This is a genomic window from Collinsella sp. AF19-1LB (assembly GCF_003459655.1).
GTDB lineage: Bacteria > Actinomycetota > Coriobacteriia > Coriobacteriales > Coriobacteriaceae > Collinsella.
Window position 1 is genome coordinate 22,131 of the sequence record NZ_QRWO01000029.1, and the last position, 12,873, is coordinate 35,003.

7 protein-coding genes are annotated in these 12,873 nt (G+C 62.0%); 5 read left to right on the top strand and 2 right to left on the bottom strand.

What is annotated here, in order from left to right:
* Positions 1-206: 206 nt before the first annotated feature.
* A complete protein-coding gene (locus DWX39_RS08925) occupies positions 207-1,463 on the bottom strand; it encodes an Nramp family divalent metal transporter (RefSeq protein WP_117759481.1) in 1,257 nt (418 codons plus the stop codon).
* Positions 1,464-1,789: 326 nt separating this feature from the next.
* Here DWX39_RS08925 and gltB point away from each other — a divergent pair, with 326 nt between their 5' ends.
* The 5 genes from gltB (at position 1,790) to DWX39_RS08950 (ending at position 12,161) form a co-directional block, all read left to right on the top strand.
* Positions 1,790-6,487, top strand: coding sequence for a glutamate synthase large subunit (gltB, locus tag DWX39_RS08930; protein ID WP_117759483.1), 4,698 nt, complete (start codon positions 1,790-1,792; stop codon positions 6,485-6,487).
* Positions 6,488-6,492: 5 nt separating this feature from the next.
* A complete protein-coding gene (locus tag DWX39_RS08935; RefSeq protein ID WP_117759485.1) occupies positions 6,493-7,974 on the top strand; it encodes a glutamate synthase subunit beta in 1,482 nt (493 codons plus the stop codon).
* 426 nt (positions 7,975-8,400) lie between these two features.
* Positions 8,401-9,108, top strand: a complete 708-nt coding sequence (locus tag DWX39_RS08940) for a hypothetical protein (RefSeq protein WP_117716907.1) — start codon at positions 8,401-8,403, stop codon at positions 9,106-9,108.
* Between the two features lie 197 nt (positions 9,109-9,305).
* Positions 9,306-10,382 carry a hypothetical protein gene (locus tag DWX39_RS08945; RefSeq protein WP_147336390.1) on the top strand — a complete coding sequence of 359 codons (1,077 nt, stop codon included), beginning with the start codon at positions 9,306-9,308 and terminating at the stop codon, positions 10,380-10,382.
* Between the two features lie 408 nt (positions 10,383-10,790).
* Positions 10,791-12,161, top strand: a complete 1,371-nt coding sequence (locus tag DWX39_RS08950) for an amidohydrolase family protein (RefSeq protein WP_233508922.1) — start codon at positions 10,791-10,793, stop codon at positions 12,159-12,161.
* A 133-nt stretch (positions 12,162-12,294) separates the two neighbouring features.
* Here DWX39_RS08950 and DWX39_RS08955 read toward each other — a convergent pair whose 3' ends face one another.
* A complete protein-coding gene (locus tag DWX39_RS08955; protein WP_117759490.1) occupies positions 12,295-12,768 on the bottom strand; it encodes a hypothetical protein in 474 nt (157 codons plus the stop codon).
* Between the last annotated feature and the right edge of the window lie 105 nt (positions 12,769-12,873).

The following is a 12,873-nucleotide window of genomic DNA, read 5'->3' on the forward strand; positions in this document are numbered from 1 at the left end:
CTGTTGGCCGATCCTGTCTGTTGTGAGTCCGGCCGACCTTTTGTCTCAATCTGTAACATCTAACGGTGGAAATTGGGCCCACTTGTTACATATCGAGACAAACCAAAACCGTCCGGCAGAAGATCTCAATCTGTAACATCTAGATATCAAAAGCGGGTCTAGATGTTACAGATTGAGACGTTTGCCTGGGTAGGTACCCCGTCCCATTACATCCCTGTCAACAACACGACATCGAGAATCGTCACGACGGCACCGATCCCTACGAGCAACGCGTTAAGTGGGTGCGAGTTGGCGTATTTGCCCATGACGCGGGACGAACTGGTGAGTCGTATGAGCACAAAGACCGTAATCGGCAGCTGAAGCGACAGCAGTGCCTGACTCCAGATGAGACCCTCAAAAGGATTCGGGACGATCAGGCACGCCGGCACTGCGCCGACGAAACAGACCGCCACTCCAATCGATGAGTGCCGGTCGTGGATGTCGTATTCCTCGTCGAACATGCCCGCGGTGATGGTGCCCGCCGCCATGCCCGCTGTCACGCTACTCGAGAGACCCGCGAACAGCAGCGCTACCGCAAAGATGGTCGAGCTCGCCGGGCCTAAGATGGGGGAGAGCGTGGCCGCTGCGACGGCGAGGTCGTCTACGACAATGCCGTGCGCAAAGAAGGTCGTTGCGGCCAGGATGACCATGGCCGAGTTGATTGCCCAGCCCACGCCCATCGAAAAGAGCGTGTCGAAGAGCTCGTAGCGTAGACGCTCTTCGATAACTTTCTCGCCTTGGCCTTCGAAGTGCATGGATTGGATGACCTCGGAGTGCAGGAAGAGGTTGTGGGGCATAACGACCGCGCCCAGGACACTCACGATAATCGCGGCCGAGCCGCTGGGCATACTGGGTGTGATCCAGCTTGCGGCGGCCTGCGGCCAGTCGACCTTGACCAGTGCAAGCTCGGCCAAAAACGAGAGTCCTACCACGCCTACGAAGGCGATAATCCATCGCTCGGCGCGCTTGTAGGAGCTCGTCATGAGCATCGCCATCGATACTGCCGCCACGATGACGCAGCCCGCGCGCACGGGCAGCCCAAAGAGCATCTGGAGCGCGATCGCACCGCCCAGGACTTCGGCCATGGCGGTGGCGATGGTCGCGAGATAGGCACTGGCGAGTACCGTGCGCCCAACGAAGTGGGGGAGGTAACGTGTCGTGGCCTCGGCAAGACAGGCGCCCGTGGCGATACCCAGGTGTGCCGCGTTGTGCTGCAGCACAATGAGCATAATCGTGGACAGCGTGACGATCCACAGCAGCGCGTAGCCAAACTGCGAGCCCGCGGCCATATTGGAGGCCCAGTTGCCCGGATCGATAAAGCCGGCGGTCACGAGCAGCCCAGGGCCGATATGCCGCGCAATGTCTAGGCCTCCGTGACCACCAGTGCGTCGGGAGCCAAAATGATGTTTGAGATGGTTGATCATGGTGCGCTCCTGCGTGCCGTTTGCTTGACGCCGCAAAGGATACCCGTTTTAGGCTAAAAAGTTAACCAAGACTAACAAAATATTGGTCCAGCGGGGATTGGTTGGTGCATTGGGGACATGCTGTTCTGCTCCAAAAGGTGTACGTCAGCCTCCAAAGATGTCGTTTTTTGACATGTTTGGAGGCTGATGTACGCGTTTGATGGCAAGACGTAGATGTCCCGCGTGCGTTACGCGATTGTTTCGAAACGGGTGGGAAACACAGCGGACCGGCGATGCTCCTAGTATGCCTATTCAACTGACTGTCATATTTCTAGGGGAGGATCGCGATGCAGGCAGATTCCGCTCAACAGCAGGGCCTTTATCGCCCCGAATTCGACCACGATGCATGTGGCATCGGCGCACTTGCCGATATCAACGGTGAGCGCCATCACCAGATTCTGGACGACGCGCTGTCCATTCTGGTCAACTTGGAGCACCGCGGCGGCACGGGACTCGAGAAGAACACCGGCGACGGTGCCGGTATCCTGTTCCAGGTTCCGCATCACTTTTTTCGCAAAGAGGCTCAAAAGTGCGGCCAGATTCTGCCGGCAGAGGGCGACTATGGCGTGGCCATGCTGTTCTTTCCGCAGGACGACAAGGGCGTAGAGGATGCCCGTCGCGTGTTTGAGGAGGGCTGCGCCGAGGCCGGCGTGCCGCTGCTCTTTTGGCGCGAGGTGCCCGTCGACCCGCACGACCTGGGCGAGACGGCACGCGCCTGCATGCCCACCATTCTGCAAGCCTTTCTGGGCCGCCCCGACGATACGCCGGCGGGTGACGCCTTCGAGCGCCGCCTGTACGTGTGCCGTCGCACTATCGAGAAGAAGGCCGACGCCGAGTTTGCCCTGCGCGACAAGATCTTCTACGTCTGCTCCATGAGCTCGCGCACTATCGTGTACAAGGGCATGCTCGTCGCCACGCAGATGCGCCGCTTCTTCATCGATCTCAACGACGCCGCTGTCAAGACGGCCGTTGCGCTCGTCCACTCGCGCTACTCCACCAACACCACGCCCAGTTGGGAGCGTGCGCACCCTAACCGCTTTATCATCCACAACGGCGAGATCAACACCCTCAAGGGCAACGTCAACTGGATTCGCGCCCGCGAACCCAACCTGTACAGCCCCGTGCTGCAGCACGATCTTGAGCGTGTGATGCCCATCATCAACCGCGAGGGTTCCGACTCCGCGATTCTGGACAACGTGCTCGAGTTTTTGGTCATGAACGGCCGTCCGCTTACGCGTGCCGCGTCCATGTTGCTGCCCGAGCCGTGGGACCACAACGACAGCCTGAGTGAGGAGCGCCGCGCCTACGATGCTTACCAGTCCATGCTCATGGAGCCGTGGGATGGCCCGGCGGCCATCGCCTTTACCGACGGTCGCACGCTGGGTGCCGCCCTCGACCGTAACGGCCTGCGCCCCGCCCGCTACTATGTGACGCGCGACGGTCGCTTTATGCTGGCAAGCGAGGTGGGCACCATCGAGGTGAGCCCCGAGAACATCCTGACGAGCGGCTGTCTGGGGCCGGGCCAGATGCTCGAGGTCGACTTTGCCCGCGGGCGCGTCATCTACAACGACGAGCTGCGCGCCCGTTACGCCAAGGAAAAGCCCTACCGTGATTGGATTGCCGAGGAGACGCTGACCGTCGACGCGCTCGATGAGCCCGTTGCGGCAACGCCCGCCGAGGACGCCGAGGTGCCCGCCGCCGTGCGTATGGCCAAGCTCGGCTACCACTGGGATGACGTCGACGAGGTCGTGCGTCCCATGGCCCAGCAGGGCAAGGCCCCGCTCGCCTCGATGGGCATCGACGCACCGCTGGCCTGCCTGTCTAAGAAGACGCGTTCGTTCTTTGACTACTTCTATCAGCTGTTCGCCCAGGTCACGAATCCTCCGATCGATGCCCTGCGCGAGCACATGGTGACTTCGACCACGCTCTACCTGGGCAACCACGGCAACCTGCTCGAGGACTCCCGTACGGCCTGCCAGCTGGTTCGCTTGGAGCGCCCGTTGCTCAACGAGGAGGAGTTCGAGCGCATCTGTGCCATCGACCGCGTGGGCTTTAAGACCCGCCGTTTCCGTGCCGTGTACCGCCGTGATGCCGGCGAGGACGCGCTGCAGGCTGCGCTCAAGCAGCTTGCAGAGGACGTTGAGGCTGCGGTCCGCGACGGCGTGAACATCGTGGTGTTGAGCGATCGCGCCGCTGCGGGCGAGGTGCCCGTGCCGTCGCTGCTCGCCGTGGGCTGCGTGCACAATCACCTGATCCGCGCCGGCGTGCGTACCTTTGCCGACATCGTGGTGGAGTGCGGCGACGCTGTGTCTCCGCACGACTTTGCCGCGCTGGTGGGCTACTCCGCGAGCGGCATCTATCCGTACAACGCACATGCGTGCATCCGCGATCTGGCGGCACGCGGCGATCTGGACGTGACGGTCGAGCAGGGCATCGCCAACTACAACAAGGCTGCAACCGCCGGCATCGTTTCCATCATGTCCAAGATGGGCATCTCTACGGTGCAGAGCTACCATTCGGCGCAGATCTTCGAGGCCGTGGGCTTTACGCCGGAGTTCGTCAACGCGTACTTCGCCGGCACGGTGAGCCGTGTGGGCGGTATGGGTGTCGAGGACGTTGAGCGCGAGCAAAACGAGCGCTACGACGCCGCGCTCGCTATCCTTAAGAGCCCGGCACCCGATCAGCTGCCCACGCTGGGTTTGACCAAGTGGCGCCCGTTCGGCGGCGAGGATCACCTCATCGATCCGCAGACTGTCTACCTGCTGCAGACCGCCTGCCGCGAGGACAGTTACGACACCTTTAAGGAGTACAGCGCCCGCCTGCACCGCACCGGCCGTGCCGTGCGCCTGCGCGACTTGCTCGACTTTGATGCCAGCGACCGCACTCCGGTGGCACTCGACGAGGTGGAGCCCGCGCTCAACATCGTCCGCCGCTTTAACACCGGCGCCATGTCGTACGGCTCCATCAGCAAAGAGGCGCACGAGTGCATGGCCATCGCCATGAACCGCCTGCACGGTCGCTCCAACTCCGGCGAGGGCGGTGAGGATCCGCGTCGCGAGACCCCGCTGGCTAACGGTGACTCCAAGAACTCCGCCATCAAACAGGTGGCAAGCGCGCGCTTTGGCGTGACGAGCCGCTATCTGTGCAGCGCCTTCGAGATTCAGATCAAGATGGCCCAGGGCGCCAAGCCCGGCGAGGGTGGCCATCTGCCCGGCAAGAAGGTCTACCCCTGGATCGCCGAGGTCCGTCAGTCCACGCCCGGCATCGGCCTGATCTCGCCTCCGCCGCACCACGATATTTACTCCATTGAGGACCTGGCAGAGCTTATCTTCGATCTTAAGAACGCCAACCCCGGTGCGCGCGTGTCGGTCAAGCTGGTCAGCGAGGCCGGCGTCGGCACCATCGCCACCGGTGTGGCCAAGGGTGCCGCCGACAAGATCTTGATCAGCGGCCACAACGGCGGCTCGGGTGCCGCTGCGCGCGACTCTATCTGGCATGCGGGTCTGCCGCTGGAGCTCGGCCTTGCCGAGGCCCAGCAGACGCTGCTGCAAAACGGCCTGCGCTCGCGCGTGGTGCTCGAGGCCGACGGCAAGCTCATGGACGGCACCGACGTTGCCGTCGCCTGCTTGCTGGGCGCCGAGGAGTTTGGCTTTGCGACCATGCCGCTCATCTCCATGGGCTGCCTCATGCAGCGCGACTGCCAGCAGGACACCTGCCCGGCCGGCATCGCTACGCAAAACTGCCGCCTGCGTCGCGGCTTCCGCGGCAAGCCTGAGCACGTCGAGCACTTTATGCTCTTTGTTGCCGAGCAGCTGCGCGAGGTCATGGCGAGCTTGGGCTTCCGCACCGTCGACGAGATGGTCGGCCATCCCGAGTGCTTACGCCAGATCGAGGTCCCGGGTAACCGCAAAGCAAACCTGCTCGATCTGTCGCCCGTGCTGGCAAGCGCGACCTGCGAGTTCGGTGCCCATATCCCGGGCGCCGACGGTCGCCACTTTCTGCCGCAGATGGCTGCGGACAGCGAGCTCGACAAGACGCTCGACTCCACGTTGTTTGTGCCCTATACGGCCGATGCCCGTGCGCACCTGCGTCCGATTCGCTTCCGCGCCGATATCGCCAACGTCAACCGCTGCGTGGGCACCATCTTGGGCAACGCGGTGACCAAGGCGCATCCCGAGGGCCTGCCCGCCGGCTCCATCACCATCGATTGCGATGGCTCGGCCGGTCAGAGCTTTGGCGCCTTCCTGCCGCGCGGCATTACGCTCAACGTGTGCGGCGACGCCAACGACTACTTTGGCAAGGGCCTTTCGGGCGGCGAGGTGTCGGTGCGCCCCAACCCGCATGCGACCTACAAGTTCGACGAGAACATCATCGTGGGCAACGTTGCGTTCTTTGGTGCCACGAGCGGCCGCGGCTTCATTAACGGCCTGGCCGGCCAGCGTTTTGCCGTGCGCAACTCCGGTGCCACCGTGGTGGTCGAGGGTTGCGGCAACCATGGCTGCGAGTACATGACGGGCGGTCTGGCGCTCATCCTGGGCGAGGTCGGGCAGAATTTTGCCGCCGGCATGACAGGCGGCGTGGCCTACGTCTTTGACCAGTACGGCACGCTCGACGCCCGCGTGAACCACGAGAGTGTGGAGCTCAAGGCCCCGACGGCTGGCGAGCTGGCGCAGATTCGCGAGCTCATCCAGGAGCACGTGGACGCGACGCAGAGCCCGCGCGGCATTAAGTTGCTCTACAGCTTTGAGACGATGAACAAGCACTTTGTGAAGGTCATTCCGACCGAGTACGAGCGCGTGCTGGCGATTGTCGCCGCGGGCGAGGCTGCCGGCAAGACGCATGCGCAGGCCGAGGAGTTGGCGTTTGACATCGTGACCGGTCGCGCGAGTGCCGCGGATGTCGCTCGCTTTGATGTCGCGAGCGGTGTTGCGGGCGCTGCGTCCGTGGCTGCCAGCTCTGTTGCTTCGACCAAGAAGGAGGCGTAAGTGCCATGGGTAAGCCCGGTGCTTTTCTTGATATCGATCGCGTGACCCACGAGCTTCGCCCCGTGGAGGAGCGCAGCCGTGATTTCGATCCGCTGTACGTGGAGCTCGATGACGATGCGCGTCGCGCCCAGGCGAGCCGCTGCATGATGTGCGGCGTGGCGTTTTGCCAGATGGGCGCGAGCTTTGGCAAGGCACGCCCGAGCGGCTGCCCGCTGCACAACCTGATTCCCGAGTGGAATGAGCTGGTGTACCGCGGCCGCTGGGACGAGGCTGCCGAGCGTCTGTCGCTCACCTCGCCCATGCCCGAGTTCACGAGCCGCGTGTGCCCGGCGCTGTGCGAGGCCGCGTGCAACCTGGGCTCGGTCGACGGCCAGCCTACGACGATTCACGATAACGAGCGCGCGATCAGCGACCATGAATGGGCAAACGGCGGCCCGCGCCGCTTTGAGCCGGCAGGGGAGGATGCGCCCACGGTCGCCGTGGTTGGTTCTGGACCGGCTGGTCTGGTGGCTGCATGGGAGCTCGCGCGTCGCGGCGCCCGCGTGACGGTGTTTGAGCGCGACGACCGCCCGGGCGGTCTGCTCATGTACGGCATTCCCAACATGAAGCTCGAGAAGTCTGTGGTCGAGCGCCGTGTAGCGCTCATGCGCGAGCTGGGCATTGTGTTTGAGCTTGGTGCCGACGTGAGCGATCCCAAGGTTACCGCCAGGCTCGACGACTTTGACGCCGTCGTGGTGGCTGCTGGCGCCCGTGCCCCGCGCGGTCTTTCGGCTACGAACGTGGACGCCCCGGGCGTGGTGTACGCCGTGGACTATCTGACGGCTTCGACCGTGTCGGTTCTCGACGGCGGCGAGCTCGCGGTCGATGCGCGTGGCCTGGACGTTGTGGTCATTGGCGGCGGCGATACCGGTAACGACTGTGTGGGTACCGCGGTGCGTCAGGGCGCGCGCAGCGTGCGCCAGTTTGAGTTCTTGCCGGCTGCGCCCGATAAGCGCGCGGCGAGCAACCCCTGGCCGCAGTGGCCCAACGTTAAGAAGACCGACTACGGCCAGCAGGAGGCTATCGCTGCGATGGGTGGTGAGATGCGTGCCTGGGGCGTGGATACGCTCGAGGTGCTGTTGGACAAGAAGGGTGCGGCTGCGGGTCTGCGCGTGGTCGATCTGGACTGGTCGGCGGGAAAGCCCGAGCGCATCGCGGGCTCCGAGCACGAGGTGCCGGCGCAGCTGGTGCTCATTGCCTGCGGCTTTACGGGTCCGGAGCACGGCGTGTTCGATGCGGTGAGCGTGCCTGTTGCCATCGCTGGTCGTCCGCTGCCGGTGATGGCTGCCGAGGGCTCGCATCTCGCGGCTCGCACGGAGGGCGTCGCCGCGGATGCCGCGCCGGTGTATGTTGCCGGTGACGCTCGCAACGGCAGCTCGCTCGTGGTGAACGCTATGGCCGACGCCTTGGCCTGCGCTGCCGAAGTCGCCGACGCGCTGGCGCTGTAAGGCTGCTGCCCACAGCTGAATCGTCAAGGGCTGTCCCCAACGGCCGGCACAAAAGGAACGTCCCTAAGTGCCGCCTAAGTGCCGGCAGTTAGGGACGTTCCTTTTCTGTCGGCACTCGGGGACACTCCTTGCGGATTTGCGAGCAGTTTGCTCGTTTGTCGACGTACGGATGTTCATTTGTCGACTTCTCGGGCTGTGGTCACCTGTTGTTTCTGTGGTGGCTGCGGGCATCTGGCTCAAAAGGGCGGGTTGGCCGTCTATGTCTACCTGCGGTTTTGTTGCGGTGCGCATTTTCGATCAAGCTTTTCGTCAAGTGTTTGGTCAGTATCTGGTTTGCAGTCGGAGGCCTATTTTGCCCGCGCTGGTCGTGGCTGCCCACCTTCCTCGTAAGCTCAAATTGAGGTCCATCAGTTTGAGGAGGATGCCATGACTGACCACGCTTTTGACAGAGCAGAGCTAGCCGAAGCCGTCGGCAACGATATTGCCGACATGGCCCATTTTTGGATGCTGCGGAAGTTCCAGTTTTTGGAGCCGGCGCGCGAACAGTTCGAGATCATTGTCGACCCGTGGCTCAGCTATTGCACCGAGCCTTCGCAAAACGAAATCATGGCCTACAACATGGCATTTACCGATTGGCTGCTCTTCGAGCGCCCCTATCGCCATGGCAAGACGCTGCTCGAGCTGTATGTTGACGAGCCGCCGGCATCGCTTTCGCCTGCCTCGCTCAAGCGGCTCGAGCAGGTACGCGACACGCAGTATTTCTCGCGCTTTGGCATTTTGGACAAGGATCCTGCGAACGGCATGGTTGCGCTGAAGGACACACGCACCGATCATCGCTTTGATGTCTACGATCCGCATATCGTGCAGAAGGAGCACTGGAGTGACGGCGCGATTGCGGTGCGCCTCGCCTGCGTCGACGATGTCTGGCTTACGGCGGGACAGCTCTACCTGTATGACATCGCGCGGCTGAGCGATACGGCGGTCGATGGGCCGGGTGCGGTGCATCCGGAGGACCTGCAGGACGGCTTTGACACCTCGTGCATCAGCTTCTTCTTGCGTCTGGTCCGCGACATCATGGGCGCCCAGGGGCGGTACGTAAAGTCGCTCAACATCTACGAGCAGGAGTGGGAGTAGGGGATGGGTGGTTGTCGCCTGCCTTGCCTTTTGCCTTTTTGTCTCGATCTGTAACGTTTGGGGACAAAAAACCAGCCTATCTGTTACAGATCGAGACGAACGCTTGGGCACCGCTGGTTTGTCTAAATCTGTAACGTTTAGGGGCCTGAAGAACGGTTTACTGTTACAGATCAAGACATTTGTCGGCGGAGGCAACGGTGACGATGGTTCATTTGTCCGATGTGGTGGTGATGGAAGTGTCTAATACCGTTTTCAAGCACAAGCATACGACTCGCAACACGTTGGCGCGGAATAGGATGCTCGCGCGACTCACGGAGGCGACCGAGCAAGGTGCGCTGCTCGCAACGCATGACAATGCCGAGCTCATGTGGCTACGGCGTCATGTGGGAACCGATGATATTGCGGAGCCCGAGCCGTATTTGTTCTGCTTTCAACATGATTGGGGTGTACTGACGCCGGCGGAGCGAGCGCTGCGTACCATCAAAGGGCTTGCAGAGTTTCATCCCGATTGGGCGTTTTGGGGCTATGACGCGGCGCTTTTGTGGGGTCTGGAGGTGCCGAATGATCTGCTTGGGCCACGATATCTTGTTAAGACAGGTTGCTCGGTGCCGCTGAGTGCAGGATGTCGGCTGTTGCGTCCGCAGGCGGCGGGCGCACTTGAACAAGTCGACGGCGTGCAGGCGACGTCGTTTTGGCGCACGGTGGAGGATTGCTTGCTGCGTGCGCCGTTCTCCTACGGGTTGGCGATTGCCGATTCTGCATTGAGGGCAAGGGGCGTATCGCGCGATGACCTGTGCGAGTGTCTCCGCGCCGATTGCGAGGGCAGGCGAGGGTATCGCAGGGCACAGGTGATTGCGTCGTATGCGGACGGGCTGTCTGAAAACGGCGGCGAGTCTCGGTTCCGAGCATTCTTTATTGCGTACGGCTTTCCGGTTCCGGAGCTGCAGGTGGAGTTTCGCGACCCGCTCGATCCGAGCCAGGTGTTTCGCGTCGACTATTTTTGGCGGCTCGAGGACGGGACATGTGTCATCGGCGAGCTCGACGGAAAGGGGAAGTACACCTTGCAGAGCGGCGGGGGTCGGGAGTCGGTTGACCCATTCGTGGCAGAGCGTCAGCGGGAATCTCATCTGACAATGCTCGGGCATAAGGTGCTTCGGTTTACGTTTGATGAACTCAAAGACCCGGGGAAGCTGGCTGAAAAGATGAGGCTGGCGGGTATTTCGCAGCGGGCCGATTTGGCTGAGGGATGGAAGCGTCAGTGGTATGGGTGCTAAGGGGTGCAACTGACGCGAATGTGGTTGTTTCTGCCGAGTTTGTCTCGATCTGTAACAACAAGGGGCCGTTTGGCCTCGTAGCTGTTACAGATCGAGACAGAAGGTTGGCGCCTGGTGAAAGTTCTCAATCTGTAACATCTAACGGCCAAAATTCGACCCAACTGTTACAGATCGAGACAAAGGTTGGACGCGGTGCCGAAAGATCTCGATCTGTAACATCTGGCTGCTAAAACCCGGTCTACCTGTTATAGATCGAGAGATTTCCCTAGTGCCGCTGGGATGGGATTGCAACGTATTCCGTCCCCCACATCCTCTCTTCCTTCCGTTAACCGATGCGTCTGCAGCAATCCAGCGGGACTAGGTGATAATGGACAAATGTTCAAGTTAATCGTGAGGGAGGAGCTCGATATGGCGTCTGCCGATCGTTCCACGTTGTTTATCAATGCGACCATTCTGGATGGTTCGGAACATATGGAGCCGCAACCCGATATGGCCGTGACTGTTGAGCGCGGCGTCATCACCTGGATGGGGCCGAGTGCTGTGGCGCAGGCGCCTGCAGGTGCCGAGGTTATCGACCTGGGTGGTGCGTATCTCATGCCCGGTCTCATCAATATGCATGCGCATCTGTGCGGCTCGGGCAAGCCTGTCTCGGCCGGCGATGCGGGCGCACTTATGAAGAAGCTCGATAATCCCGTGGGCCGCGCCATCGTCCGCCACATCCTCAAAGGCAGCGCCCAGCAGCAGTTGGCAAGCGGCGTGACCACGGTGCGCGGTGCGGGTGACCCGCTGTTTGCCGATATTGCCGTGCGCAACGCTATCGACGCCGGCAAGTATCAGGGTCCGCGTCTGGTGGCGCCGGGAACGGGTGTCACGGTGCCGGGCGGTCACGGTGCGGGGCTGTTCGCGCAGGTCGCCGATACCCCCGATGAGGCGGCCGAACAAGTGCGTGACTTGCATGCGCGCGGTGCCGACGTCATCAAGCTGTTCGTGACGGGCGGCGTGTTCGACGCGACCGAAGTAGGTGAGCCGGGCGTGCTGCGCATGCCGGTCGAGGTTGCCGCGGCGGCGTGCAAGGCTGCGCACGAGGTGGGCCTGCCGGTTATGGCTCATGTCGAGAGCACCGAGGGCGTGAAGGCCGCGCTTGAGGCCGGCGTCGATACGATCGAGCACGGTGCCCCGATGACTCCCGAGATCTTGGAACTGTACCGCGGCGCCGCGGGCACGCAGCTTGAGGGGCGTGCGCCCAGCGTTACCTGCACTATCAGCCCCGCGCTGCCGTTTGTGCTGCTCGATCCGGAGAAGACCCATTCGACCGACACGCAAAAGAAGAACGGCGACATTGTGTGTTCGGGCATCATCGAGAGCGCCCGTGCCGCACTGGAAGCTGGCGTTAAGGTGGGCCTGGGCACGGACTCAAGCTGCCCGTTCGTGACGCAGTACGACATGTGGCGCGAGGTGGCCTATTTTGCCAAGTACGTGGGCGTGAGCAACGCCTTTGCGCTGCATACGGCTACGCAAGTCAATGCCGAGCTGCTGGGGCTGGGCGGCGAGACCGGCACGATCGAGTGCGGCAAGGCTGCCGATATCCTGGTGACGCGCAAGAACCCGCTCGATGACCTGTGCGCGCTGCGTGAGCCGATGCATGTGATGTGTCGCGGTGATCTGGTGCGCAAGCTCAAGGTGAAGTGCATCCCTGAGGTGGATGCCGAGCTCGACGCGATTATGGCCATGCCGGCCGAGGCGCTGGCCGAGGAGCTCGCCCGCGACGGTGTGGCGTAGATGTGACAAAGGGGCAGCTCCGTTGCCGCATGCAAAAAGCCGAGGTCTCAACACGAGGCCTCGGCTTTTTTATCGAACAAATACTTAAGATTTGGGACAAGCAAACCTGATTAATTTGTCCCGCGTGCGGGCGCTAGGAGCGGGTTTCCATCTTGGCGTGGCACTTGGGGCAGGTGACGCGGATCTTACCCTTGCCCTTGGGGACGGAGAGCATCTGACCGCAGTTGGGGCACTTGAGATATGCCGTGGTCTTGCGGCCCTTCCACATCTTCTTGGCCGTTCGCTTGGCACGCTCAAAGTCTTCCTTACTGGTGCCGGCCGCGCGTGAGGTGCTGGCCGCTGCGGCCCCGCTGCCCAAGCTGGCGACGAACTTGCCCAAGCCGGGAACATTGGCAGTCGCGGCGACAAAGGCCTCGTTCTCTTTGCGACGTGCATCGATGTTTTTGGACAGGCCGCGCAGCACGCCAATCACGATGACGGCGATGGCAATCCAGCTGAGCCACTGGATGCGGGCTATCGATCCGATCATCGCGATGACGATGCCGGAAAAGCCCATAACGATGGTGAGCTCATCGGCGCCATTGCGGCCCTTCATAAAGTCATTCATGCAAATTGCCTTTCATTCGATATGCCGCACGCCTTTATACCCGATTTAGAGCAAGGGGGACAGGTCAATCTTGAACTGCGTCCCGAATCTTGGCCTTCTTTATTA

Coding starts and splice junctions, on each gene's coding strand:
- DWX39_RS08925 (WP_117759481.1), bottom strand. CDS start 1,463: ATGATCAACCATCTCAAACATCATTTTGGCTCCCGACGCACTGGTGGT.
- gltB (WP_117759483.1), top strand. CDS start 1,790: ATGCAGGCAGATTCCGCTCAACAGCAGGGCCTTTATCGCCCCGAATTC.
- DWX39_RS08935 (WP_117759485.1), top strand. CDS start 6,493: ATGGGTAAGCCCGGTGCTTTTCTTGATATCGATCGCGTGACCCACGAG.
- DWX39_RS08940 (WP_117716907.1), top strand. CDS start 8,401: ATGACTGACCACGCTTTTGACAGAGCAGAGCTAGCCGAAGCCGTCGGC.
- DWX39_RS08950 (WP_233508922.1), top strand. CDS start 10,791: ATGGCGTCTGCCGATCGTTCCACGTTGTTTATCAATGCGACCATTCTG.
- DWX39_RS08955 (WP_117759490.1), bottom strand. CDS start 12,768: ATGAATGACTTTATGAAGGGCCGCAATGGCGCCGATGAGCTCACCATC.